This is a genomic window from Mesorhizobium sp. B1-1-7 (genome assembly GCF_006442705.1).
In the GTDB taxonomy this organism is placed as follows: Bacteria; Pseudomonadota; Alphaproteobacteria; order Rhizobiales; family Rhizobiaceae; genus Mesorhizobium; species Mesorhizobium opportunistum.
Genome location: NZ_VFWQ01000004.1, coordinates 185229 through 208959, shown reverse-complemented (window position 1 = coordinate 208959; position 23731 = coordinate 185229). Strand labels below are relative to the sequence as shown.

General features: G+C 64.9%; 24 protein-coding genes. 17 read left to right on the top strand and 7 right to left on the bottom strand.

The features are described from left to right. The first annotated feature begins 120 nt into the window (after positions 1-120). The gene (gene epmA, locus FJ978_RS08150) at positions 121-1167 is read left to right on the top strand and encodes an EF-P lysine aminoacylase EpmA (protein WP_140571583.1); all 1047 of its coding nucleotides are present in this window, start codon (positions 121-123) and stop codon (positions 1165-1167) included. 18 nt (positions 1168-1185) lie between these two features. Here epmA and FJ978_RS08145 read toward each other — a convergent pair whose 3' ends face one another. Continuing rightward, a complete protein-coding gene (locus FJ978_RS08145; protein ID WP_140571581.1) occupies positions 1186-1602 on the bottom strand; it encodes a VOC family protein in 417 nt (138 codons plus the stop codon). Between the two features lie 169 nt (positions 1603-1771). Here FJ978_RS08145 and FJ978_RS08140 point away from each other — a divergent pair, with 169 nt between their 5' ends. The 6 genes from FJ978_RS08140 (at position 1772) to lpxK (ending at position 7364) form a co-directional block, all read left to right on the top strand. Continuing rightward, positions 1772-3115 carry a TldD/PmbA family protein gene (locus tag FJ978_RS08140; protein ID WP_140571579.1) on the top strand — a complete coding sequence of 448 codons (1344 nt, stop codon included), beginning with the start codon at positions 1772-1774 and terminating at the stop codon, positions 3113-3115. Continuing rightward, positions 3102-3905, top strand: coding sequence for a 3'(2'),5'-bisphosphate nucleotidase CysQ (locus FJ978_RS08135; protein WP_140571577.1), 804 nt, complete (start codon positions 3102-3104; stop codon positions 3903-3905). The genes FJ978_RS08140 and FJ978_RS08135 overlap by 14 nt, the downstream gene beginning before the upstream one ends. 76 nt (positions 3906-3981) lie before the next feature. Continuing rightward, positions 3982-4227: a DUF4170 domain-containing protein gene (locus tag FJ978_RS08130; protein ID WP_013896111.1), complete on the top strand. Its 246-nt coding sequence runs from the start codon at positions 3982-3984 to the stop codon at positions 4225-4227. Positions 4228-4232: 5 nt separating this feature from the next. Further along, the gene (locus FJ978_RS08125) at positions 4233-5024 is read left to right on the top strand and encodes a lysophospholipid acyltransferase family protein (RefSeq protein ID WP_140571575.1); all 792 of its coding nucleotides are present in this window, start codon (positions 4233-4235) and stop codon (positions 5022-5024) included. Beyond that, positions 5021-6337 (top strand): lipid IV(A) 3-deoxy-D-manno-octulosonic acid transferase, encoded by a 1317-nt coding sequence (gene waaA, locus FJ978_RS08120; protein ID WP_140571573.1) that lies wholly within the window; start codon positions 5021-5023, stop codon positions 6335-6337. The genes FJ978_RS08125 and waaA overlap by 4 nt, the downstream gene beginning before the upstream one ends. A gap of 1 nt (position 6338) precedes the next feature. After that, a complete protein-coding gene (gene lpxK, locus FJ978_RS08115; RefSeq protein WP_140571571.1) occupies positions 6339-7364 on the top strand; it encodes a tetraacyldisaccharide 4'-kinase in 1026 nt (341 codons plus the stop codon). Here the strand turns inward: lpxK and FJ978_RS08110 are convergent. Next, positions 7361-7594, bottom strand: a complete 234-nt coding sequence (locus FJ978_RS08110) for a DUF2093 domain-containing protein (RefSeq protein WP_140571569.1) — start codon at positions 7592-7594, stop codon at positions 7361-7363. The two genes, lpxK and FJ978_RS08110, sit on opposite strands and share 4 nt — an antisense overlap. A 126-nt stretch (positions 7595-7720) precedes the next feature. Here FJ978_RS08110 and FJ978_RS08105 point away from each other — a divergent pair, with 126 nt between their 5' ends. Next, positions 7721-8308 carry a hypothetical protein gene (locus FJ978_RS08105; RefSeq protein WP_140571567.1) on the top strand — a complete coding sequence of 196 codons (588 nt, stop codon included), beginning with the start codon at positions 7721-7723 and terminating at the stop codon, positions 8306-8308. A gap of 30 nt (positions 8309-8338) precedes the next feature. Here the strand turns inward: FJ978_RS08105 and FJ978_RS08100 are convergent, their stop codons facing one another. Beyond that, positions 8339-9265, bottom strand: coding sequence for a LysR family transcriptional regulator (locus tag FJ978_RS08100; RefSeq protein ID WP_140571565.1), 927 nt, complete (start codon positions 9263-9265; stop codon positions 8339-8341). 92 nt (positions 9266-9357) lie between these two features. Between FJ978_RS08100 and FJ978_RS08095 the strand changes: the two genes are divergently transcribed. Beyond that, positions 9358-10251, top strand: coding sequence for an EamA family transporter (locus FJ978_RS08095; RefSeq protein WP_013896104.1), 894 nt, complete (start codon positions 9358-9360; stop codon positions 10249-10251). Positions 10252-10449: 198 nt separating this feature from the next. Here FJ978_RS08095 and mutL read toward each other — a convergent pair whose 3' ends face one another. Both mutL and FJ978_RS08085 read right to left on the bottom strand, forming a co-directional pair. Next, positions 10450-12324, bottom strand: coding sequence for a DNA mismatch repair endonuclease MutL (mutL, locus tag FJ978_RS08090; RefSeq protein WP_140571875.1), 1875 nt, complete (start codon positions 12322-12324; stop codon positions 10450-10452). Positions 12325-12380: 56 nt separating this feature from the next. Next, positions 12381-13283 (bottom strand): LysR substrate-binding domain-containing protein, encoded by a 903-nt coding sequence (locus FJ978_RS08085; protein WP_023766521.1) that lies wholly within the window; start codon positions 13281-13283, stop codon positions 12381-12383. Between the two features lie 92 nt (positions 13284-13375). Between FJ978_RS08085 and FJ978_RS08080 the strand changes: the two genes are divergently transcribed. The 6 genes from FJ978_RS08080 to FJ978_RS08055 all read left to right on the top strand — a co-directional run bounded on the left by FJ978_RS08080 (position 13376) and on the right by FJ978_RS08055 (position 19953). Further along, positions 13376-14926, top strand: a complete 1551-nt coding sequence (locus tag FJ978_RS08080) for a trimethylamine methyltransferase family protein (protein WP_140571563.1) — start codon at positions 13376-13378, stop codon at positions 14924-14926. A gap of 43 nt (positions 14927-14969) precedes the next feature. Continuing rightward, complete coding sequence (locus tag FJ978_RS08075) at positions 14970-16619, top strand: ABC transporter substrate-binding protein (RefSeq protein ID WP_140571561.1); 1650 nt, start codon at positions 14970-14972, stop codon at positions 16617-16619. 99 nt (positions 16620-16718) lie between these two features. Next, positions 16719-17411 (top strand): B12-binding domain-containing protein, encoded by a 693-nt coding sequence (locus FJ978_RS08070; protein ID WP_140571559.1) that lies wholly within the window; start codon positions 16719-16721, stop codon positions 17409-17411. A 113-nt stretch (positions 17412-17524) separates the two neighbouring features. Further along, the gene (locus FJ978_RS08065) at positions 17525-18634 is read left to right on the top strand and encodes a mandelate racemase/muconate lactonizing enzyme family protein (RefSeq protein WP_140571557.1); all 1110 of its coding nucleotides are present in this window, start codon (positions 17525-17527) and stop codon (positions 18632-18634) included. A gap of 196 nt (positions 18635-18830) precedes the next feature. Then, positions 18831-19325 (top strand): DUF3828 domain-containing protein, encoded by a 495-nt coding sequence (locus FJ978_RS08060; RefSeq protein ID WP_140571555.1) that lies wholly within the window; start codon positions 18831-18833, stop codon positions 19323-19325. Positions 19326-19329: 4 nt separating this feature from the next. Next, positions 19330-19953 (top strand): hypothetical protein, encoded by a 624-nt coding sequence (locus FJ978_RS08055; RefSeq protein ID WP_140571553.1) that lies wholly within the window; start codon positions 19330-19332, stop codon positions 19951-19953. Positions 19954-19961: 8 nt separating this feature from the next. On the opposite strand, the gene queF is transcribed toward FJ978_RS08055, so the two are convergent. Beyond that, positions 19962-20423 (bottom strand): preQ(1) synthase, encoded by a 462-nt coding sequence (gene queF / locus FJ978_RS08050; RefSeq protein ID WP_013896095.1) that lies wholly within the window; start codon positions 20421-20423, stop codon positions 19962-19964. A gap of 138 nt (positions 20424-20561) precedes the next feature. On the opposite strand from queF, the gene FJ978_RS08045 reads away from it, so the two are divergent. Further along, positions 20562-22607 carry an NADH:flavin oxidoreductase gene (locus FJ978_RS08045; protein WP_140571873.1) on the top strand — a complete coding sequence of 682 codons (2046 nt, stop codon included), beginning with the start codon at positions 20562-20564 and terminating at the stop codon, positions 22605-22607. Between the two features lie 141 nt (positions 22608-22748). On the opposite strand, the gene FJ978_RS08040 is transcribed toward FJ978_RS08045, so the two are convergent. After that, entirely contained in the window at positions 22749-23156 is a 408-nt protein-coding gene (locus FJ978_RS08040; protein ID WP_140571551.1) for a hypothetical protein, read from the bottom strand. A gap of 113 nt (positions 23157-23269) precedes the next feature. On the opposite strand from FJ978_RS08040, the gene FJ978_RS08035 reads away from it, so the two are divergent. Next, on the top strand, positions 23270-23698 hold the full coding sequence (locus tag FJ978_RS08035) for a MarR family winged helix-turn-helix transcriptional regulator (RefSeq protein WP_013896092.1): 429 nt from the start codon (positions 23270-23272) through the stop codon (positions 23696-23698). Positions 23699-23731: the final 33 nt, after the last annotated feature.

The following is a 23731-nucleotide window of genomic DNA, read 5'->3' as shown; positions in this document are numbered from 1 at the left end:
TTTTTATCCTGCGAGAGTTGATGGGCGTTTGCCGGCTTCTGCGGCGCTGGATGGGGGCCTAGCGCATCTCGGCGCGAACCGCCAGCCCCCAGTGCAAACTGACACGCCCGCGGCCCGGCGATGACCGCCGCTTCGCCCTGGTGGACGCCTGACGTTCACGCCGACCGTCGCCCGCGCCTGATGCTGCGCAACGGCCTGACCACCGCCTTGCGCGACTGGTTCGCTGCCCAGGATTTCATCGAGGTGGAAACGGCGGCGCTGCAGGTCTCGCCCGGCAACGAGGCGCATCTGGCGGCTTTCGCCACGGAGGTGGTCGGGCCCGATGGCGCCCGGTCGCCGCTTTATCTGCACACCTCGCCCGAATTCGCCTGCAAGAAGCTGCTTGCCGCCGGCGAACAGCGCATTTTCAGCCTGGGTTCGGTTTACCGCAACCGCGAGCGCGGTCCCTTGCACCATCCCGAATTCACCATGCTCGAATGGTACCGGGTGGGCGAGACCTATGAGAGCCTGATGCGCGACTGTGCCGATCTGCTGGCGCTGGCGGCGACCAGGGCAGGGGCCACGCGCTTTTCCTTCCGGGACCGCGATTGCGATCCGTTCGCCGAGCCTGAGCGGCTGACGGTGGCGGATGCCTTCACCCATTATTCCGGCATCGATCTCCTGGCCACGGTCGCCGCCGACGGGAGCACAGACCGCGAGGCGCTTTACGCCGCTTTGATCAAGGCTGGCCTGCGCACAGCGCCCGACGACAGCTGGGCCGACCTGTTCAGCCGCGTCATGGTGGAAAAGATCGAGCCCAATCTGGGCATCGGCCGCGCGACCATCCTGTGCGAATACCCGGTCGCCGAGGCTGCACTTGCCCGGCCGAGCCCCGGGGATGCCCGCGTCGCCGAGCGCTTCGAGCTCTATTGCTGCGGGGTCGAGCTTGCCAACGGCTTTGGCGAACTGACCGACCCGGCCGAGCAGCGCCGGCGCTTCATCCTCGAAATGGACGAGAAGGAGCGCATCTATGGCGAGCGATACCCGCTGGACGAGGATTTTCTCGCCGCCCTTGCCATCATGCCGCAGGCCAGCGGCATCGCGCTCGGCTTCGACCGGCTGGCGATGCTGGCGACCGGCGCGCGGAAGATCGAGGATGTGATCTGGACGCCGGTCGTCGGCTCGTGAGTCCAGGCTCGCTCCACCTCAATGCGCGAAAACCTGCTCCAGCGAGCGGAAACCCTTGAATTCCAAGGCATTGCCTGAGGGATCGCGAATGAACAGCGTCGCCTGTTCGCCGGGCTCGCCCTTGAAGCGCACCATCGGCCGTTCCAGCCAGTCGATGTCGTCGCGCGCTTCCAGCCGTGCCGCCAGGCGTTGCCAGTCGTCCATCAGCAGCACGGCGCCGAAATGCGGGATCGGCACCAAAATGCCATCAACCTTGCCGTCGCTGGCGGATGGTGTGGCTTGTGGCCGCAAATGCGCCGACATCTGGTGGCCGAAGAGATCGAAATCGACCCAGGTCGTCGACGAGCGGCCGATCGCGCAGCCCAGCACCTCGCCATAGAAAATGCGGGTTTCATCGAGATCACGGACCGGAAAGGCGAGATGGAAAGGCGTCATCGAACATGCTCCGTGCAGGCTGCGGGCTGCGTTTTTGCTTCACTCGGTTCCGGAAGGAAGCCGTGAAGCTGCATTTTGATAGAGGCCTGTGCCATTGCACAAGCCGGACCGGAACAATAGATGGGTGGGCAGCAGCCAGACGCTGGCCGCAACAGCAGGAATCACAGGCATGTCCGATATAACAGACGCTGCAAGACTGACCGATCGCGTTGCTGCGCTGGTCGAGGCTGCCAAAAAGGCCGGCGCCGATGCCGCCGACGCGGTGGCCGTGCGCGGCCGCTCCACCGGCGTGTCGGTACGGCTCGGCAAGGTCGAGGCCACCGAGGCTTCCGAGAGCGAGGACGTTGCGCTGCGTGTCTTCGTCGGCCAGAAGGTCGCCAGCGTTTCGGCGACCGCCGCGTCCGACCCGAAAGCGCTCGCCGAGCGCGCCGTGGCGATGGCGAAGGTGTCGCCGCAGGATCCCTATCAGGGCCTTGCCGATCCGGCGCTGCTTGCCAAGCGGACGCCCGATCTCGACCTGTTCGACGCCACCGAAGTGTCGGCCGACCAGTTGAAGGAGGCGGCATTGGCGGCGGAAGCGGCGGCGCTTGCCGTCAAGGGCGTCACCAATTCGTCCGGCAGCAGCGCCGGTGCCGGCATGGGCGGCCTTGTGCTGGCCACCTCGCACGGCTTTCTCGGCCATTATGTCGTCTCGCGCTTTTCGCGCTCGGCCAGCGTCATTGCCGGCGAGGGCACCGGCATGGAGCGCGACTATGAATTCTCCTCGCGCCTGCATTTTAGCGATCTCGATGCGCCCGAAGACATCGGCCGCAAGGCCGGCGAGCGCGCGGTGCGTCGCATCGGCGCGCGCAAGGCGGCGACCGGGCCGGTCGACGTAGTGTTCGACCCGCGGGTTGCCCGCGGCATCGCCGGCCATCTTGCCGGCGCCATCAATGGCGCCTCCGTCGCGCGCAAAACCTCGTTCCTGCGCGACATGATGGGCAAGCAGGTCGCGGCTGCCGCCATCACCGTCACCGACGAACCGCTGCGGCGGCGTGGCCAGGCGTCGCGTCCGTTCGACGGCGAAGGCATCGAGGGCGAGAAGCTCTTGATGGTCGAAAAGGGCGTCCTCAACCACTGGTTCCTGTCGACGTCCGCCGCGCGTGAGCTTGGCCTTGTCACCAACGGGCGTGGATCGCGCAGCGGCTCCTCCGTCTCCCCATCCTCCACCAATCTAGCCATCGAGCCGGGCGAACGCTCGCCGCAGGACATGATCAAGTCGCTCAGGAGCGGCTTCTACGTCACCGAAGTGTTCGGCCAGGGCGTCGACATGATCACCGGCGAGTACAGCCGCGGCGCCTCCGGCTTCTGGATCGAGAATGGCGCGCTGGCCTATCCGGTCGCTGAAGTCACCATCGCCTCCAATCTGAAGACCATGTTCCTGAACATGGTGCCGGCTGATGACCTCGACCGCAATTTCGGCACGGCGGCCCCCACGCTTCTGATCGAAGGCATGACCCTTGCCGGAGCATGAGCTGATCTCGACCGACGCTACGGAAGACCTGCCGCTGCTGCGCGAAGCCGCCCGCGAGGCTGGGGTCATCGCTATGCGCTACTTCGGCCAAAGCCCGCAGGTCTGGATGAAGGGCGGCACTTCGCCGGTGAGCGAGGCCGATCACGCCGCCGATGCTTATCTGCGCCAGACGCTACTGGCGGCACGGCCGGATTATGGCTGGCTGTCGGAAGAGACTGTCGATGATCCCGCCCGGCTTTCGGCGCGCCGCACCTTCGTCGTCGACCCGATCGATGGCACGCGCGGCTTCCTGGAGGGCCAGCGCACCTGGTGCGTCAGCGTCGCCGTCGTCGAAAATGGCCGCACGCTCGCCGGCGTGCTCGAATGCCCGGCGTTGAACGAGACCTATTGGGCGCTGCCCGGCCAGGGCGCCTTCCGCAACGGCAAGCGCATCGCGGTGCGCCAGCCCGGCGAGAAGGCTGAGATTTCAGGGTTGAAGCAGCTCATCGACCTGATGCCGGCCAGCTGGCAGAAGCGGCTGACGCGGGCGCCCTATAGCCCTTCGCTTGCCTACCGCGTGGCGATGATCGCCAACGGCACGCTCGACGGCACCTTCGTCAAGCCGAACGCGCATGACTGGGACATTGCCGCCGCCGACCTCATCCTGCGCGAGGCCGGCGGGCAGTTGCTCGACCCGCATGGCCGTGCGCCACTCTATGCCGGCGAGGTGACCCGCCACGGCGCGCTCGCCGCCGGCAGCGGCGACCTGCTGGCGGTGCTGGTCGACGTCATCGCCGGGCTGGACGCGTGAAAGCGTTTTCGAAGGTTCCAAAGTCGACGGCTTTGGTCTAGACCTGTCACAAACTCACGATATGTGAAGGATCGACATGGCCGCGGAAGACGGAAAGAAACAGCTTTTGCATCTGGTGTTCGGCGGCGAACTGAAGAAGCTTGGCGGCACGGAGTTCCGCGACCTCGACGGGCTCGACATCGTCGGCATCTATCCCGACTATCAATCCGCGCACACGGCGTGGAAAGCCAAGGCGCAAGCCAGCGTGGACAATGCCCATATGCGTTATTTCGTCGTTCATCTGCACCGTCTCCTGGACCCCGACAGCAAGGCTGCCGGTTGACCTCGATGGAGCATGACCTGGCGAAAGGGCCAGCCGGCGATGCCGCGCCCACGGGCAGGGGAGGCAGCCGCACGACCAAGACCTTCTGGCGCAAGATCCGCGAACCCCTCGCGCAGTCGCGATTCGTCAAGAACGCCATTGCCAGCCTGCTGGCGCAATTCGTGCGCCTGGTGCGCCTGACCAGCCCGCTGGTCGCCGGATCGGCGCGCTTTTCGGGAGGCGCCTACGCCGAGTTCGAGCCCGGCATCATCGCCCTGTGGCACGGCCAGCATCTGTTGACGCCGGCCTATTATCCCAAGCGCAAGCCGCTGGTCGCCATGGTGTCGCGCAGTGCCGATGCCGAGCTCAACGCGCTGATGCTGGAGAAATTCGGCATCGAGGCTGTGCGCGGCTCGGGCGGCCGCGAGAATGCCAGGCATCTCGACAAGGGCGGGGCCAAGGCGCTCATCGCCCTGAAAAAGTCGCTCACGGCCGGCAAGAACGTCGCCATGATCGCAGACATTCCCCACGGCACGCCGCGCGACGCGGGGCTCGGTATCGTCCTCCTGGCGCGCCTCTCGGGCCGGCCGCTGCTGCCAGTCGCCATCGCCACCAGCCGCCGCAAGGTGCTGGAGAAGAGCTGGGACAAGACCACCATCAACCTGCCGTTCGGCCGTTCCGCGGTGACCATCGGCACGCCGATCTTCGTGCCGGCCGACGCCGACGAAGCCGAAATGGAGCGCAAGCGCCAGGAAGTGACGGTCGCGCTCAACGCCGCCACCACCGAGGCCTACCGTCTCGTGGATGGCCCGCGATGAGCGGTCGCTGGGCGCGCGCCATGCTGACGGCATACCGGTTCGCCGGTGCCGCCGCCTATCCGCTGGTCGGACCCTATGTCGCCTGGCGCACCTCGCGCGGCAAGGAGGACCGCAACCGCCGCCGCGAGCGCTACGGCGTCGCCGGCCGCCCGCGCCCCGAAGGGCCGGTGATCTGGATCCATGCCGCGAGCGTCGGCGAGACCATCGCCGTCGTGCCGCTGGTCGAGAGCATTCTCGATTATGGCGTCAACATCGTGCTGACCACCGGCACTGTGACATCGGCCCAGGTCGCCGACGAGCGGCTCGGCGACCGCATCATCCACCAATATGTGCCGCTCGACCTGAAGCCGGCGGTCAGCCGGTTCCTCGATCACTGGCGGCCGGACCTGGCGATCATCGCCGAATCCGAGATCTGGCCGATGACCATCCTCGAGCTTGGCGCGCGCCACGTGCCGCAGGTGCTGGTCAACGGCCGGCTGTCCGACCGCTCGTTCACCTCGTGGAAGAAGCGGGCCAACATCGCCGAGGCGCTGTTCGAGAACCTCGCCCATGTCGTCGCTCAATCCGATGTCGACGGCGAGCGTTTTCGCGCGCTGGGCGCCCGGCCGGTCACGGTGTCGGGCAACCTCAAGGTCGACACCAACCCGCCGCCGGTCGACGATCGGGCGCTGGGCACCTTGCAGCGACAGATCGGCAGCCGTCCGACCTGGGCGGCGATCTCGACCCATGATGGCGAGGAGGTAGTCGCCGCGGAAGTCCACGCGACACTGCACAAGCGTCACCACGGCCTGCTGACGATCGTCGTTCCGCGCCATCCCGATCGCGCCGAAGCCCTTGCCGCGCAAATTTCCGGCATGGGTCTGAAGGTCGCGCGGCGCAGCAAGGGCGATCGCATCGGGCCCGACACCGATATCCTGCTCGGCGATACGATCGGCGAGATGGGGCTCTATCTCAGGCTGACCGAGATTGCTTTCGTCGGCCGCTCGCTGACCTCCGAGGGCGGGCAGAACCCGCTTGAACCGGCCATGCTCGATACGGCGGTTCTGGCCGGCCGCAATGTGCAGAATTTTCGCGAGGCCTATCAGCGCCTGATCGACAGCGGCGGCGCCAAGCTGGTGCGCGACCGCGACATGCTGGCCGGTGCTGTCAACTTCCTTTTGACCAACGAAGTGGCGCGCCACGAAATGATGGCGGCGGGCATCGCGACCGTCGACGAGATGCGCGGCGCTCTGGCGCGCACGCTGAAATCGCTTGAACCCTATATCCAGCCCCTGGTCGTCAAGTCGCGCCTGAAGGGCGCCAACGGGCGTTAACGTGGCGTCCGAAGCACCACCATTCTGGTGGGAAGAGCCGGACTGGAAAGTCCTGGCACTGTCGCCGCTGTCGGCCGTCTATGCGTTCGTCGCCGGCCGCGGCATGCGGCGCGCGCGGCGCGAGAAGATCGAGGCGCCGGTCCTGTGCGTCGGCAATTTCACCGTCGGCGGCACCGGCAAGACGCCGGTGGCCATCGCGCTCGCCCAACAGGCCAAGCGCATGCAGCTCAAGCCCGGCTTCCTGTCACGCGGCCATGGCGGCTCTTTCGCCGAGCCGCATGTCGTCGATAGCCATCACGACAGCGCCAGGCATGTCGGCGACGAGCCGCTGCTGCTCGCCGAACATGCGCCAGTTGCGGTGACGCCCAATCGCGCCGCCGGCGCCCGGCTGCTGCTGGAAAGGCACGGCTGCGATTTCCTGATCATGGACGACGGGTTTCAAAGCGCGCGCATCCATATCGATTATGCGCTGGTCGTGGTCGATGCCCGCTACGGCATCGGCAATGGCCGCGTCATCCCGGGCGGCCCGCTCCGGGCCAAAATCGTCGACCAGCTGGTCTTCACCAGCGGGCTCTTGAAGATGGGCGAGGGCAGCGCCGCCGACCCCGTGGTGCGCCAGGCCGCGCGCGCCGGCCGGCCGATCTTCGAGGCCCACACCGAGCCAAGCAGCAAGGCGGGGCTCGCCGGCAAGCGGTTCCTGGCCTTCGCCGGCATCGGCCATCCCGAGAAATTCTTCGACACCATTCGGGAGGCCGGCGGCGAGGTGGCTCTTTCGCGGCCCTTCCCGGACCATCATTTCTACGCCGAGGACGAGCTGGCCGAACTGGCGATGACGGCGCGCGCCGAAGGCCTCGCCCTCATCACCACGGCCAAGGATGCCGCCCGACTGCGCCACGGCGCCCCGCAGGACTTCCTCGACCGCCTCGACGTGCTGGAAATCGACACGGTGTTCGAACTCGACCATGTGCCTGAGCGCATCATCGAGGAAACGCTCGATGCCTGGCGGCAGCGCAAGCTGAAGGGCTAGCTGCGCTTGCGCAGTTCCGGATGCACCTCGATTTCGCGGCGCAGCGAAGCGGTGGCGTTCACGTAAGGCTCCTGCCTGACGACGCTCCAGTATTTCAGCTCATCCAACGGGATGCTTTCCCCTGTCACGGCACAGCGCACGAACGAGCCGGGGCTGGTGACCTGGAAATCGCCATCGAGATAGCGGATGCGGGCTTCCTTGCCGCCCGGGCCTTCAAAACGGTTCATCATGCGCTGGTGCCGAATGTCATGGAGATTTCATCGCCACAAATCTGCGGCCGGGTCAAGCATGCGACAAGCCTCAGACAATGCTGAGGCGCTACGACGGGTGCGAAAAGCGCTTTTGTTGGGGGCACGATGGATACTTCTTCCGCCCGCCTGGCTTCCTTGCTCAAGGAAGCGATGACGCCGCAACCCGTGCCGTTGGCGAAAGCCGATCCGGTCAGGGCGGCTTTGGTCAGGGAATTGGTCCAGCCAGCCACACCCTCCCTGTTCGCTCAACGGACGGCGCCGGCTCTGCTGGCGATGCCTGCGGCGCCGATGGCCGTCAGATCGCAGCAGATTGCTTCGGCCGGTATTGTCGAGGCCTATCAGGCGCAGCTCGAGACAAGGGACGAGGCGGTGCTGGCAACGGTCGCGGCGAGAAAGGCAACGCCCGAAGCCGAAACGCAGCGCGGCTTCGTGCCGCCTTCGACAACAGCCAACGATAACGCTCCCGCCAGGGCCGCGGGCCTGTCCCTGCTGTCGTTCATCCCGCCGCCGGCTCCGGTTCCACGCGGCAGTGCCGCTCCGGATACACCGGCAGGACGGCACAGACCGGCCAATCAATCCCACGGTGCGGCGCCGAACCCCGAACGCCTGCTGGTGAAGATCGGCTTTGTTTCGACCATGACCGGCCTGTTGGCGACCATGATCTTCGGGTTCGTCCTGCTGCTGTTTCGCTGAAATCCGGATCAGCCAGGAATATGTTGGAGCCTATCGCTCGGCCTCTATGAACGCCTCGACCTTCTCCGCCGCCAAGCCGGCCTGCTGCGCGATGCGGCGGGCGAGATCGGCCGCGGCCGTGCGTGGCCGTCCTATCGGCCGATCGAGCCAGTAGGACACCGGATTGAGCGCTGTGCGCTCATCGACGGCGGTGATGCGGCCCGACGTCAGCTGATGCCCGCTCAGCGGCGGCCGCGCCAGCGCGATGCCGAGCCCATAGGCGGCCGCGTCGAGCACCAGATTGTAGTCCTCGAAGCGGCGGTCCTGTGGGCGCGGCCGGTAGTCCATGCCTTGCGCCGCGAACCAGGCACGCCAGCCGGAGGCGTCGGAATCGTTGATCAGCGGAAATCTGAGCAGCCGGGCCGGGTCACCGCGGCCGATCTCGCGCGCCAACTCCGGTGAGGCGACTGGGAAGACATGCTCTTCGAAAAGCTGCACCGAAACACGGCCCGGAATGCCGCCGCGGCCACAGCGGATCGACAGGTCGATGCCCTCGTCGGCAAGGTCGGCCTGGCGGACGTCGACATCGAGCACGATGCGCAGCTTGGAGGGATTGTTCTCCAGGGCCGCCATGCGCGGCATCAGCCAAAGCCCGCTCACCGATGGGATCGAGGTCAGCCGCACGACCGCCGTGCCGCGCGGCTCTACCCAGCGGTCGGAATGGCTCGATATCAGCGCGAAAGCTTCCGACGTGCGCAGATGCAGCCGGTTGCCTTCGATCGTCAGCGAGACGCCCCGGGCGCCCCGGTCGAACACTTTCAGCCCCAGCCAATCCTCGAGCTTGGCGATCTGCCGGCTGACCGCGCCGTGGGTGATGTTGAGTTTCTCGGCCGCCGCCGAAAAGCTGCCGGTTCGCGCCGCCGCGTCGAAGGCCCGCAGGGTTTCGAGAGGCACCATCGTATCTGAGCTGTGATCCATAGTCACAGGTGATCCTCGATTTGGTCGTTTGTCAACGGGCCGAAAATGGCGTTTTCTGCCTTTCAGGACGAGACGAAAGCGAGGAGAGTGAGATGGGTGCGATGACGGGCACGTTGAATCAGACACAGCGCATGGACACGACGGCCATCGTCGCCGTGGCCCTGACAGTGGTCGGCTGGGCGTCCGCCTTCCCGGCGATCCGCGCCGGCCTCGCTGCCTTTCAGCCGCTGGAACTCGGCGCCATGCGCTTCGCCATCGCCGCGGTGCCGGCGGCGATCTTCCTTGCCGTCAAGCGCCCGGCGCTGCCCCGGATCGGCGAATTGTGGCGCTTCGCCTTTGGCGGCGCCATCTTCGTCGCGCTCTACACCGCCATGCTCAATTTCGGCGAACTGACCGTCTCGGCCGGTGCCGCCGGCTTCATCATCAATGTCAGCCCGATCTTCACCGCCATCATGGCGATGGCGCTTCTGGGCGAGCGCTTCTCCGGCATGGCGTGGCTCGGCACCGTTATTTCCTTCGCCGGCATCGGCATCATTGCCATGGCCGACGGCAACGGCCTGCACTTCAATGCCGGTGCTCTGCTGGTGCTGGGCTCAGCGCTGTGCTCGGCCGTCAACACCATCGTCCAGAAGCCGCTGTTCGCCCGCCACCATCCGTTGACCATTTCGGCCTCCAACATGGTGCTCGGCGCGCTCTGCCTCGCGCCCTTCCTGCCTGCCGCTTTCCAGCAGGCAGCTGTCGCCGACACGGCCGGTCTCGGCGCCGTCATCTATCTCGGCATCGTGCCGAGCCTGATCGCTTATGCCGCCTGGGCGACCGCCCTGTCGCGCCTGCCTGCGGCGCGTGCCTCGAATTTCCTCTATCTGGTCTCGCCGGTGTCCGCCCTGATCGGCTTCTTCTGGCTCGGCGAAGTACCGACCCTGCTCGGCATCCTCGGCGGCGCGCTGGCGCTCGGGGGTGTGATCGTGGTCAATTTGAAGCGGTGAATCAGGGAGTTGGGATTGTTCCTTGGTCCGAAAAGAGCCGCTTAAGCGGCTCTTTTCGGACCCCCACCCGGACCTTCGGTCCGACCTCCCCACAAGGGGGAGGTGGGGAGCCCAGCCCTTCACCCTCCCCCTCGTGGGGAGGGTCGCTGCGAAGCAGCGGGGTGGGGGCGCGCCGGCGAACCTCGCAGGCCGCAGTCTTCACCGCCGCCCGAACAGCCGCTCGATATCAGCCAGTTTGAGCTCGATATAGGTCGGCCGCCCATGGTTGCAGGTTCCGGAGCCCGGCGTCGCCTCCATCTGCCGCAGCAGCGCGTTCATCTCCTCGGGCTTGAGCAGCCGGCCGGAGCGCACCGATCCGTGGCAGGCCATGGTGGCCGCGATCTTGTCCAGCCGCTCCTTCAGCGTCTCGACCGTGTCGTTGTCGGCGATCTCGTCGGCGAGGTCGCGCACCAATTGGCCGACATTGGTCTCGCCCAGCATCGACGGCGTCTCGCGCACCGCGACGGCGCCCGGACCGAAACGCTCGATGCCGAGCCCGAAGCGGGCGAGCGTTTCCGAATGCATGGCGAGCCGCTCGGCATCCTCTTCCGGCAGGTCGATGATTTCAGGCAGAAGCAGCATTTGGGAGGGGACCGGCCGCGAATGCAGCGCGTTCTTAAGCGCTTCATAGACCAGCCGCTCATGCGCGGCATGCTGGTCGACAATGACCAGCGAATCGCGGGTTTGCGCCACGATGTAGTTCTCGTGCACCTGCGCGCGTGCCGCACCGAGCACCGCGCCGAGCAGCGTCTCGGCCGCCTCGCTCTGTCCAGCGCGGGCATCGGCGCTGGCAAGCGGGCCGGCATCGAACGCCGCCTGGTCGGGCTCACGCAAGCCGCGGTGCTCGAAACCCACGCCGTCGAACTGCATATCGAGCGGCCGCTGCGACGATCGCGCCGGATCGAAACCGGCCGAGCCGGAGGCGTGGTACGATGCTTCGTAGCTTCGATGGCCGTTGGCCGGGCCGCCATGACCGTAGGGTGCGGCACCCGGCCGGAACGCCGCCATCATGCCGGCCGCTCCCGTGGTGGCTGAACGGATGCCGGCATCGGCCAGTGCCTGGCGAATGGCGCCGACGATCAGCCCGCGCACCAGGCCCGGATCGCGAAAGCGGACATCGGCTTTGGCCGGATGGACGTTGACGTCGACGGTTCCCGGATCGAGTGTCAGGAACAGCACCGTCACCGCGTGGCGGTCGCGCGGCAGCACGTCGGCGAAGGCGCCGCGAATGGCGCCGGCGATCAGCTTGTCGCGCACCGGCCGGCCGTTGACATAGGCATATTGCTGCAGCGCGTTGGCGCGGGTGAAGGAGGGGATCGAAACGTGCCCCGTCAGATGCACGCCTTCGCGCATCGCGTCGATGGGAATCGAATTGTCGGGAAACTCGGCGCCCATCACCTGGGCGACGCGGCGCAGGCTGCCTTCGGCACTTTCGTCGGTTGCCGGCAATTCCAGCGTCGAGCGGTCGGAGCCGGCCAGTGTAAACCGCACGGCGGGAAAGGCGATGGCGATGCGCTTGACCACGTCGCCGATGGCCGAGCCTTCGGCGCGCTCGCCCTTCATGAATTTCAGCCGTGCCGGTGTCGCGAAGAACAGGTCGCGCACCTCGACCGTGGTGCCGCGATTGGCCGCCGCCGGCCTGACGGGCAGGATGCGGCCGCCCTCGATGCCGATCTCGGCGGCGCTATCGCCCAAGGCTGTGCGCGAGCGGATCGACAGCCGCGACACCGAGCCGATCGACGGCAGCGCCTCGCCGCGAAAACCGAGTGAGCGAATGTCGTGGATATCCTCGGCGAGCTTGGAGGTGCAGTGGCGCGCGATGGCCAGCGAAAGCTCATGTTCGGGGATGCCGGAGCCGTCATCGGTGACCCGGATCAGGTTTAGCCCGCCGCCAGCGGTGACAACCTCGACCTTGCTCGCACCGGCATCGAGCGCGTTCTCGACCAGTTCCTTGACCACGCTTGCCGGACGCTCGATGACTTCGCCGGCGGCGATCTGGTTGATCATCGTTTCGGAAAGCTGGCGAATGGGCATGACGACAGTATAGGCGGATTCGTATCGCGCGGGCGAGGGCGAACTGAGCAAACGAACTATGCCTGCGCGACCAGCCAATCCCTGACCTTGCGGGCATTGTCGCTGAGTTCGCGGTTCTTCGGCCAGATGACGTGGAATCCGATGCCGGTCCTCAGCACATGATCCGTCACGGGCACCAACAGCCCAGATGCCACGAGGCGCTCGACGAGATGACGCCAGCCGAGCGATATGCCTTGGCCCTCCATGACCGCCTGAATCACCAGGGCATAGTCATTGATGCGCAATCCGCGCTCGGCATTGCGCAGGCTGGTTCCGGCTGACGCGAACCATTCGTCCCAGTTCGGGGCCTCGCGGTAGGGCTCCTCCAGATGGATGAGCCGGTGCATGGCAAGTTCAGCGACGGTCTCCGGCAGCCCAAACTTCGCCAGATAATTGGGGCCCGCAACCGGGAAGATCTCCTCGTCGGCAAGCGATAGCGAATGATAATCCGGCCAGTCGCGCGGCACGCCGCCGCGCACGCCCAGCGGGATGCCCTCGGCGATGATGTCGAGGTCGCGGTCGGCGGTCTGGATGCGCAGATCGACGCCCGGCAGTTCGTCGCGGAACTGCTGCAGGCGCGGCATCATCCAGAACGAGCCGAAGGCGGTCGAGGCGGCGAGCGTCACATGGCCGCCGGTCGCCTGCAGGCGCAGATCCTCCGCCGACTTGCGGATATGCGACAGCCCGAGCGAGACGTCGGCGTGGAAGCGCTCGCCGGCTTCCGTCAGGAGAACCTGGCGGTGGCGGCGCTGGAAGAGCTTGGCGCCGAGCTGTTCCTCAAGCCCGCGCACGGCGTAGGAGACGGCCGCCTGCGTCATGCCGAGCTCGCGACCGGCGGCGGTAAAGCTCGACAGCCGGCCGGCCGCCTCGAAGACGATCAGGCTGCCGGCGGAGGGCAGGAGATGGCGCAGGCTTCGCATAAGGAGAGTTTATACAAGAGATCAGGATTTTCCAGCATCACAGCTATATCTCGCCTCGCTAAGTTGACGGGGCTGTTGGAGGATGAGTTGCCATGAATGCACCGGCCGTTGCCATGACCGAACACGCCAACCGCAGAAGTGGCGGCCGCCTGGGGCGCAAGGCGCTGCGAGGCGCTCCGGTCACGTCGTTCCCGACGCTGGTGCGCGAGATCCCCGCCTATCAGATGGTCCCTGACGAGGCGGTGGAGTTGATCCACCAGGAATCGCTCTCGATCCTCGAAGAGGTGGGCTGCGAGTTCCGCGACGATGAGGCGATCGCCCTGTGGAAGGCCGCCGGAGCCGATGTCACCGAGACGCGCGTCCGTATCGACCGTGCGCTCTTGATGGAACTGGTCTCCAAGGTCCCATCGGAGTTTACCCTCAATGCCCGCAACCCCGAGCGTACCGTGCGCGTCGGCGGCAAGAACTCCATCTTCGTGCCGATGTATGGCGCACCCTATGTGCGCGACCTCGACAACAACAGGCGTTACGGCTCGCTCGCCGACCTCAACAATTTCCACAAGCTCGCCTACATGGCGCCGGCGCTGCACTCGTCGAGCTCGGTCATCTGCGAGCCGATGGAAATTGCGGTGCCGAAGCGTCACCTCCACATCATCCATTCGGCGCTGAAGCATTCCGACAAGCCGTTCATGGGCATCGTCACCTCGAAGGAACGTGCCGAGGACACGATGGCGATGGCGGGCATCGTGTTCGGCGACGAGTTCGTCCGCGACAATCCCGTCCTGGTGTCGATCACCAACTGCAATTCGCCGCTGGTGTGGGACGCCACCATGCTTGACGCCATGAAGGTCTATGCGCGCCACAACCAGCCGCTGATCCTGGCGCCCTTCGCGCTGTGCGGCGCCTCGACCTCGGCCTCCGCGGTCGGTGCGGTCGCGCAGGTCAATGCGGAAGCGCTGGCCGGCGTCGCCTTCACGCAGCTCTTGCGTCCGGGTTCGCCGCAGATCTACGGACAGTTCATGGTCACGGTCGACATGAAGACCGGGGCGCCGATGGGCGGCACGCCGGAGGCGGCCCAGATGATGTACCTGATGGGCGCGCTGGCCAGGAAATACCGGCTGCCTTGGCGCACCTCCGGCTTCCATGTCGGCTCGAAGCTCAACGACGCCCAGGCCGGCTACGAGGCGAACATGCTGATGCACGCCGCCATCCTCGCCGGCGCCAACTACATCTGGCATTCCGCCGGATGGCTGGAGGCGGGGCTGACCTGCGGCTATTCGAAATTCGCCACCGACTGCGAACAGCTCATCGGCTGGTATAAATATGCCGGCGGGCTGCCGTTCGACGACTTCAAGGAAGCGATGGCGGCAATCCGCGAAGTGGGGCCGCAGGGCCATTTCCTCGGCACCCAGCATACGCTCGAACATTTCGAGTCCGCTTTCTTCATGCCCTCGATCATGGACTTCAATTCGTTCGAACAGTGGAAGGCCGAAGGGGCGAAGGACCACGACACCCGCGGCCGCGAAAAAGCGCGCAACATGCTCGCCGACTATGAAGAGCCGAAGCTCGATGAGGGTGTCGCCGAGGGTCTCGCGGATTTTATCGCCCGGCGCGAGGAAAAGCTGCCGGACAGCGTTAGTTGAGAGAGAACGGGCAAAGAACCGACCAAACCAATGGGAGAAAGAAATGACACTTTTCAGAAGCAATAGCGACCGGGTCCCCGCCGCCATCGAGGCGATGGCTGAGGACGCGCGCGCGGGTCGCATGGACCGGCGCGAATTCCTGGCATTGGCCAGCGCCTTCGGCGCCACGACGGCTTTCGCCTATGGCATGATCGGCCTTGCCGCGCCGACAAAAGCACTGGCGGAAGAACCGAAAAAGGGTGGGACGCTGCATGTCGCGATGTCGGTCAAGGCGCAGAAGGACCCGCGCACCTATGACTGGACGGAAATGGCAAACGTCACCCGGACTTGGCTCGAGCCGCTTGTCCGCTACACCCACCAGTTCACGTTCGAGCCGGTCCTGCTCGAAAGCTGGGACGTCAATGACGATGCCACCGAATACACGCTGCATCTGCGCAAGGGCGTGACCTGGAACAATGGCGATGCCTTCAACGCCGACGACGTGGTCGCCAATCTGAACCGCTGGTGCGAGAAGGGTGCTTCCGGCAATTCCATGGCGGCACGCGTCGGTGCGCTGATCGACACAAAGACCGGCAAGGCGAAGGATGGCGCCATCACCAAGGTCGATGACCACACGGTCAAGCTGAAGCTCAACGAACCCGACATTGCGATCATACCGGGCTTCACCGACTATCCCGCACTGGTCGTGCATCGCGACTTCGACAAGGATGGCGCCGACCCGACCACCAAGCCAATTGGCACCGGGGCTTTCGAACTGGTCTCCTACGCGGTCGGCCAGAAAGCGGTGGTCAAGCGCCGCGAGAACGGCAAATGGTGGGGTGGCGAAGCACCGCTCGACAGTGTCGAGTTCATCGACTACGGCACCGACTTCAACGCCACGCTGAATGCCTTCGATTCCGGCGAGATCGACCTCGATTTCGAAACGCCGGCCGACTTCATAGACGCCCTCGACAAGATGGATCTGGTGAAATCGGAGGTCGCGACGGCGACCACGCTGGTTGCCCGCACCAACGTAACCCACAAGCCCTATGACGATCAGCGGGTGCGCAATGCGCTGCAGATGGCAGTCGACAACAATGCCGTCATGCAGCTCGGCTATGCCGGACGCGGCACCGTCGGCGAGAACCACCACGTCGCCCCGATCCATCCCGAATACTATCCGCTGCCAAAGAAGACACGGGATGCGGCGGGCGCCAAGAAGCTGATGGCGGATGCCGGGCAGGCCGACTTCGAGCACGAGCTGATCACCGTCGAGGACGAATGGCAGAAGAACACCGGCGACGCGATCGCCGGCCAGCTGCGCGATGCCGGCATCAAGGTGAAGCGTACGGTGCTGCCGGGCTCGACCTTCTGGAACGATTGGACGAAATATCCCTATTCGATGACGATCTGGTACATGCGCCCGCTCGGCGTGCAGGTGCTGGCGCTGGGATACCGCACCGGCGAGGCCTGGAATGAGACGGCCTATTCCAACCCGGACTTCGACGCCAAGCTCAAGCAGGCGCTGTCGCTGGCCGATCCCGCCCAGCGCAAGGAGGTGATGAAGGACGTCGAGCAGATCCTGCAGGATTCCGGCGTCATCATCCAGCCGTTCTGGCAGAAGCTCTACTGCCACATGAGCAAGAAGGTGAAGAACTACGGCATGCACCAGACCTACGAAATGGACTTCCAGAACGTCTGGCTGGACGCCTGATATAATTCCCGAGACATGCAAGAAAACGCTGCCGGCGCCTGTCACAAAAGGCGCCGGCGGCCCGTAAATCACTGACATGCAAATTCACGCAGGCAAAAAATGGCCGACGACGAGATCATCCTTTCCGAGCTTTCCGACGAGGAGTTGGTGCAGCAGATGCACGACGATCTCTATGACGGGCTGAAGGAAGAGATCGAGGAAGGCACGCGGATCCTGCTCGAGCGCGGCTGGGTGCCTTACAAGGTGCTGACCGAGGCACTGGTCGAGGGCATGCGCATCGTCGGCGAGGATTTTCGCGACGGCATCCTGTTCGTTCCCGAAGTGCTGTTGTCGGCCAATGCCATGAAGGCCGGCATGTTCATCCTGCGGCCGCTGCTGGCCGCCACCGGCGCGCCCAAGCAGGGCAAGATGGTGATCGGCACCGTCAAGGGCGACATCCACGACATCGGCAAGAACCTGGTCGGCATGATGATGGAGGGCGCCGGCTTCGACGTCATCGACCTCGGCATCAACAATGCGGTCGAGAAATATCTCGATGCCATCGAAAAGCACCAGCCCGACATCATCGGCATGTCGGCGCTTTTGACCACGACCATGCCCTACATGAAGGTCGTCATCGACACGATGAAGGAAAAGGGCATTCGCGACGATTATGTCGTGCTGGTTGGCGGCGCGCCGCTCAACGAGGAATTCGGCAAGGCCGTCGGCGCCGATGCCTATTGCCGCGATGCCGCGGTGGCGGTCGAGACCGCCAAGGATTTCATGAAGCGCAAGCACAATGTGCGGGTCTGAGCACGGCAGCCGGGACAAGTTTGTGACCGAGAGCGTCGTCATGCAGTGGCCCGTCATGCACTGGAACGGCAACATTGCCGGAATAGCTTGGCTCGAAGGGAGCTGAGGTCGGCATGCGTATCGAAACGATCAAGGTCTATCAGGTGGATCTGCCCGTCAAAGGCGATGCCTACCGGATGGCTAGCGACACCGTGCGGGATCTGGACAGCACGCTTGTTGAAGTGACCACCGAGGACGGGCTGTCGGGCTGGGGCGAGACTTGCCCGGTCGGTCCTGTCTATCAGCCCCAACACGCCCTGGGCGCGAGAGCGGCAATTGCCGAAATAGCACCTGGCCTGGTGGGCGAGGACACCACGTCCTTGCGCCGTCTCGCGAAAAGAATGGACGAGCGGCTGAATGGCCACAACTATGCCAAGGCGGCCTTGGACATAGCTTTCCTCGACCTCGCCGGCCAGCGGCTGGGCGTTCCGGTATCGACGCTTCTGGGCGGTGCGCTCACCGATCGTGTGCCGTCCTATTATTCCACGATTGTCGGCGCGCCGGACGAGACGGCGCGTATCGCCGCCGACAAGGTCAAGGCCGGATACCCACGGCTTCAGATCAAGATAGGCGGGCGCGATCTCGAGCAGGACGTCGCCACCGTGCACAAGGTATGGGAGGCGGTCGGCTTCAAGGCCCGGATAGCCGTCGATGCCAATCGTGGCCTCACCGCCGCGGCGACGCTGCACATCGACCGGCTTTGCCAGGCGATCCCGTTTGTGTTCGAACAGCCTTGCAACACCATGGAGGAGGTCGCGAGCCTCAAGGGACGCGTTACCCATCCAGTCTACCTCGATGAGAATACCGAGGATTTGAACGCCGTCCTGCGGGCAATTTCTTCGGGGATCGCGGACGGATTTGGGTTGAAAGTCACCCGCCTTGGCGGCCTCACCAAGATGGCCACCGTCCGCGACCTCTGTGCCATACGATCTCTTCCGCACAGCTGCGATGATGCCTGGGGCGGGGACGTCATCGCCGCGGCATGCGTGCACCTCGCGGCTACCGTCGAACCACGACGTTTCGAGGGCGCCTGGATCGCGCAGGAATACATCGAATGGCATACCGACCCCGTAGACCCCGTCGTCATCGAAAACGGCCATATACGCGTGCCGCAGACACCGGGGCTCGGTGTCAGGCCTGAGCGCTCCCGTCTCAACGCGCCTGTCGCGACTTTCGGAGGCTGAGGATCCCATGACGTTTGCGGCGATTATGGCTGGCCAGTGTCATCGGCAGTTGACCGCGGAAGTGCTTTTGCAAACTTCCAGGACGTCTGGCGGGCGCCCAGGGCAAACCGCCAGGGACTTCATGAACCGCAAAAAAGCCGATATGCAGGAGGCGTGGTATTGATTGCCGCAAGCCATCAAAAGCCGGAGATTCTGCATGAAACTGACAGTGCTCCTTGCCGCTCTTTCGACCGCCTTGCCCGCCGCGGCCTTACCCGCTGCAGCCTGGGCCGGTCCGGCGTCCGACGCCGTGAAGTTCTTCTATGTTCCGGAGGTCAAGTTCGAGGCCGACACGCAATACCGGGATCGCTTCACCGAGCCGGTGACGAAACTGTTCGATCTCAACGATCAGGCGACGAAAAAGAATCCGGACCAGGTCGCGTGCATCGATTTCGATCCGGGTCTCGACGCGCAGGATTTCGACCAGAAGTCCGTGGCCAAGACGCTGAAACTGTCTGAGAAGCGCGATGGGGACAATGCCGAGGTCACAGCGTCATTCAGCCTGTTTTCGGAAGGCGATGATGCCAAACGCGAAATGGTCTGGTCGCTCAAGAAAATCGACGGCAAGTGGAAGATATCGGACATCGCCTCGAAGACCAGCGACTGGACGCTCAGTGCGTTGGAGTGCCTGGCCGGTCAAACGCCGGAGTGATGTGATGGACCGCCGCTCGTTCCTGGCACTGTCGACCATGTGCCTGATGGCGGTGGGTCAAGTTGGCGCTGCCGCACAAGGGCTGCTTGGCACCCCGCCGGCAAACGCCCCGCCCGCAAATGCCCCGGAGGCCACCGCGCCGGCCGACAGCGGGTCGCCGCCCGCAACTGCGCCTGGCGGAGCAGCGGAGCCGGCAACACCACCCGTTGCCTGGCCCCCAAGCGAACCGGCCGCGCCCATCCAGCCGGGATCGCCGACAGCGGTGGTGCGGCCATTCTACGATCACGTCAATCGGGAGGTCGATCCGTCGCAGCGCGGCCATTTCATCGATCCGGCGAAGACCGTGCTCGACAAGAGCGATGCGCTGCGCAAATCCGGGCAGGGCGAATGCCTCGACCCCAACATGGCATTGGACAATGCCGACTACGACAAGGACGAGATCGACAAGAGCCTGAAGACGCTTGAGGCGATCAATGGCGACCAAGCCAAGGTCATCGTCGCCTTCGTCGTCGCCGGTAACCCGCATCGCCTTGAATGGAAATTCAAGAAGGTCGGCGGCGAATGGAAGATATCGGACCTGTTGTCGGTGACCGGCGAATGGGCGCTCAGCCAGTACCAGTGCGAATGATGGGCGGGCTAGCCGCGCCCGCGATAAGGCGCCACTCCGGTGTCCGGCAGCCAGGCGCCTTCGGGCGGCGCGCCGGTCTGCCAGAACACGTCGATCGGAATGCCGCCGCGCGGGAACCAGTAGCCGCCGATGCGCAGCCACAGCGGCTTGGTTGCCGCCACGATGCGACGGCCGATCATCACCGTGCAGTCTTCATGGAAGGCGCCGTGGTTGCGGAACGAGGTCATGAACAGCTTCAGCGACTTCGATTCCACCAGGGCCGCATCGGGTGCGTAGTCGATGACGATATGGGCGAAATCCGGCTGCCCGGTGACCGGGCACAGCGAGGTGAATTCCGGGCAGGTGAAACGCACGATCGCCGGCGGCCCGTCGCCGCGCGTATACGGCACGGTCTCCAGGACCGCTTGTTCGGGGCTCTGTGGCGTCTCGACGTGGGCGCCGAGCTGGGTGAGGGTTTTGGTGTCGATCATGAGCAAAGCCTTCTTGGTTTGCGGCGCTCATTAGCATCGGATCGAAAAGTGCGCAGCGGTTTTCGGACGAATTCGACGCTTAAATAGAAATGGAGCAGCTCATGCTGCTCCGACACAATTTGAAACGGCAGGAAGATGATGACTACCAACGATCCGCTTCTCCAGCCCTACCAGCTCAAGCATCTGACGCTGAAGAACCGGGTGATGTCGACCAGCCATGAGCCGGCCTATTCCGAGGACGGCATGCCGAAGCAGCGCTACCGGCTTTATCACGCCGAAAAGGCCAAAGGCGGCATGGCGCTGACCATGACCGCCGGTTCGGCCATCGTCTCGCGCGACAGTCCGGCAGCCTTCGGCAATCTGCATGTCTATGACGACCGCATCGTGCCGTGGCTCGCCGAGCTTGCTGACGCCTGCCACGAGCATGACTGCAAGGTGATGATCCAGATCACCCATCTCGGCCGCCGCACCGGCTGGAACAAGGCCGACTGGCTGCCGGTGCTGTCGGCCTCGCCGGTGCGCGAGCCGGCGCACCGCGCTTTCCCCAAGACCATCGAGGACTGGGACATCGAGCGCATCATTGCCGACTATGCGTCGGCCGCCCAGCGCTGCCAGGCGGCCGGCCTGGACGGTATCGAGTTCGAGTCATACGGCCATCTGATGGACGGCTTCTGGTCGCCGGCCACCAATCATCGCGACGATGAGTATGGCGGCTCGCTCGATAACCGCCTGCGCTTCACCAACATGGTGCTCGATGCCGTGCGGGCGGCGGTCGGCGAGACATTCGTCGTCGGCATCCGCATGGTCGCCGACGAGGATTTCGAGAAAGGCCTGTCGAAGGAGGAGGGCGTCGAGATCGCCAGGCGTCTGGCCGGCTCCGGCAAGGTCGATTTCCTCAACATCATCCGCGGTTCGATCGAAAGCGACGCGGCATTGACCAAGGTCATTCCGGTGACCGGCATGCGATCTTCGCCGCATCTCGATTTCGCCGGCGAGGTGAGGGCGGCGACAAAGTTCCCGACTTTCCATGCGGCACGCATCTCCGATGTCGCCACCGCGCGCCATGCGATCGCGACAGGCAAGCTCGACATGGTCGGCATGACCCGCGCCCACATCGCCGACCCGCACATCATCAGGAAGGTGATGGAAGGCCGCGAGCACGAGATCCGCCCCTGCGTCGGCGCCACCTATTGTCTCGACCGTATCTATGAGGGCGGCGAGGCGCTGTGCATCCACAATGCGGCGACCGGCCGCGAGGCCGATATTCCGCACATCATCGTCAAGACCGAAGGGGCGAAGAAAAAGGTCGTTGTCGTCGGCGCCGGCGCCGGCGGACTTGAGGCGGCGCGGGTGGCAGCCGAGCGCGGCCATTGGGTGACGGTGCTTGAAGCGTCGAGCCAAGCCGGCGGCCAGGTGCGTCTGGCGACCCAGAATCCGCGCCGAAAGGAATTGATCGGCATCATCGACTGGCGGCTGGCAGAGCTTGATCGGCTCGGCGTCGAGATCCGCTACGATACCTGGGCCGAGAAGGACGACGTCCTGGCGCTGGCACCCGATGTGGTCATTGTCGCTACCGGCGGCTTGCCGCAGAACCCGCCGCTGGCGGCGGGCGACAATCTCGTCACCTCGAGCTGGGACATCATGGCCGGCAGCGTCAAGCCGGCCGAGAATGTCTTGCTCTATGACGACAATGGCGGCCATCAGGGCATGGGTGCCGCCGAACTGATCGTCAACAGCGGCGCACGGCTGGAACTGGTTTCGCCCGAGCGTTTTTTCGCGCCCGAAATGGGCGGCATGAACCATGTGCCGTACATGCGCGCGTTCCAGGAAAAGGGCGCCACCATCACTATCAACACGCGCCTGCGCTCGGTGCGGCGCGAGGGCAATCAACTGGTCGCCGAACTCGCTTCGGACTTCGCCGACGGCTGGCGCGGTGAACGGCGGGTCGACCAGGTGGTGGTCGAGCACGGCACCGCGCCGCTCGATGATCTCTACCTGGCCTTGAGGCCGCTGTCGAAGAATGGCGGCGCGGTCGACTACGAACGCCTGGTCAGCGGCGGCGACATTTTTCCGGCACGCAACCACGAAGCCGGCTTCGTGCTGTTGCGCATCGGCGACGCGGTCGCCTCGCGCAACATCCATGCCGCCATCTATGACGGGATCAGGTTCGGTTTGCGGATCTGAAATCTCGCCGCGAAAATTGATGGCGCGCGGCCGGGCTGGCATACGAGAGCCCGTGTATTCCGGCTCGATCCGCGCGCCCGCACGTCATTGGCTCGTTGCCAGACAACGCACGATGCTGTGAGGGTTGCGGCGTGGCGGCGCTCAGAACATTCTGGCGGTGGCCATGCACAGCACGGTCAGCGCCAGCAGGCCTCCGGCGATGCGCTCGCCTCTTGTCATCTTCGTGCGCAACCGGCTTTCCGTTGCCGCGTCAGCGCCGGCAAGCTGCCTGCTGGCAGAGCCTACCAGCGCGCCCTGCACGCCGGCGGCAATCAGGGCCGTCACGATCCCCAGTGCCAGCACCTTCTCCATCGAGCCGAAAGCGCCCTCATGGAAGAAATACCAGAGCAGTATGCCGGTCAGGAAAACCAGGCCGGCAGCGCCCATTTGCGGCCGGAAAAACCGTTCCGCGCGGATGTCCGGGTCACGGCCGACCGCGATGGTCGTGCCCGCCCAGAATACGCCTGCCATGACGTGAAGACCGATGACGACGATGTAGACATATTGCATGCCATCTCTCCTCTCTCACTTGCTAAAGGTAATGATTAGATATCGAACTGTTCGATGTCAATGTATAAAATGAGCCAGTTCCATCCTTGGAAAACACCGTCTAGTGTCCGGCAATGACGCCCTTTGAACGCCCGCCAGTCGGCATGAATCTCGGCCGCACCGCCAAGCTTGTCGCCCAAGCCTTCGACGCTGCCTTGGTCGAAGCGGGCGGCACCTTGCCGGTCTGGCTCACGCTGCTGTCGGTCAAGTCGAGCAAGCTTGCCAATCAACGCGAACTTGCCGGCATGATAGGCATCCAGGGCGCGACGCTGACCCACCATCTCAACGCCATGGAGGCGCAGGGCCTGCTGACGCGCCGCCGCGATCCCGTCAACCGCCGGGTCCATCTGGTCGAACTGACTGAGGCGGGAGAAGCGATGTTCGAAACACTACGTAAGGCCGCGCTTGTTTTCGACAAGCGGCTGCGGGTGGGATTGTCCGACGAGCGGCTGGCGGAGTTCGCGCAGGTGCTGGCGGTGTTGCGAGACAATGTGGAGGGCTAGGTCGGTCGACAGCCTTGTTTTATCCGAGTCGCC

Bases quoted from the DNA above. Each gene is read 5' to 3' on its own strand.
- epmA (WP_140571583.1), top strand. From the start codon at position 121: ATGACCGCCGCTTCGCCCTGGTGGACGCCTGACGTTCACGCCGACCGT.
- FJ978_RS08145 (WP_140571581.1), bottom strand. From the start codon at position 1,602: ATGACGCCTTTCCATCTCGCCTTTCCGGTCCGTGATCTCGATGAAACC.
- FJ978_RS08140 (WP_140571579.1), top strand. From the start codon at position 1,772: ATGTCCGATATAACAGACGCTGCAAGACTGACCGATCGCGTTGCTGCG.
- FJ978_RS08130 (WP_013896111.1), top strand. From the start codon at position 3,982: ATGGCCGCGGAAGACGGAAAGAAACAGCTTTTGCATCTGGTGTTCGGC.
- FJ978_RS08125 (WP_140571575.1), top strand. From the start codon at position 4,233: ATGGAGCATGACCTGGCGAAAGGGCCAGCCGGCGATGCCGCGCCCACG.
- waaA (WP_140571573.1), top strand. From the start codon at position 5,021: ATGAGCGGTCGCTGGGCGCGCGCCATGCTGACGGCATACCGGTTCGCC.
- FJ978_RS08110 (WP_140571569.1), bottom strand. From the start codon at position 7,594: ATGATGAACCGTTTTGAAGGCCCGGGCGGCAAGGAAGCCCGCATCCGC.
- FJ978_RS08105 (WP_140571567.1), top strand. From the start codon at position 7,721: ATGGATACTTCTTCCGCCCGCCTGGCTTCCTTGCTCAAGGAAGCGATG.
- FJ978_RS08100 (WP_140571565.1), bottom strand. From the start codon at position 9,265: ATGGATCACAGCTCAGATACGATGGTGCCTCTCGAAACCCTGCGGGCC.
- FJ978_RS08095 (WP_013896104.1), top strand. From the start codon at position 9,358: ATGGGTGCGATGACGGGCACGTTGAATCAGACACAGCGCATGGACACG.
- mutL (WP_140571875.1), bottom strand. From the start codon at position 12,324: ATGCCCATTCGCCAGCTTTCCGAAACGATGATCAACCAGATCGCCGCC.
- FJ978_RS08085 (WP_023766521.1), bottom strand. From the start codon at position 13,283: ATGCGAAGCCTGCGCCATCTCCTGCCCTCCGCCGGCAGCCTGATCGTC.
- FJ978_RS08080 (WP_140571563.1), top strand. From the start codon at position 13,376: ATGAATGCACCGGCCGTTGCCATGACCGAACACGCCAACCGCAGAAGT.
- FJ978_RS08075 (WP_140571561.1), top strand. From the start codon at position 14,970: ATGACACTTTTCAGAAGCAATAGCGACCGGGTCCCCGCCGCCATCGAG.
- FJ978_RS08070 (WP_140571559.1), top strand. From the start codon at position 16,719: ATGGCCGACGACGAGATCATCCTTTCCGAGCTTTCCGACGAGGAGTTG.
- FJ978_RS08065 (WP_140571557.1), top strand. From the start codon at position 17,525: ATGCGTATCGAAACGATCAAGGTCTATCAGGTGGATCTGCCCGTCAAA.
- FJ978_RS08060 (WP_140571555.1), top strand. From the start codon at position 18,831: ATGAAACTGACAGTGCTCCTTGCCGCTCTTTCGACCGCCTTGCCCGCC.
- FJ978_RS08055 (WP_140571553.1), top strand. From the start codon at position 19,330: ATGGACCGCCGCTCGTTCCTGGCACTGTCGACCATGTGCCTGATGGCG.
- queF (WP_013896095.1), bottom strand. From the start codon at position 20,423: ATGATCGACACCAAAACCCTCACCCAGCTCGGCGCCCACGTCGAGACG.
- FJ978_RS08045 (WP_140571873.1), top strand. From the start codon at position 20,562: ATGACTACCAACGATCCGCTTCTCCAGCCCTACCAGCTCAAGCATCTG.
- FJ978_RS08040 (WP_140571551.1), bottom strand. From the start codon at position 23,156: ATGCAATATGTCTACATCGTCGTCATCGGTCTTCACGTCATGGCAGGC.
- FJ978_RS08035 (WP_013896092.1), top strand. From the start codon at position 23,270: ATGACGCCCTTTGAACGCCCGCCAGTCGGCATGAATCTCGGCCGCACC.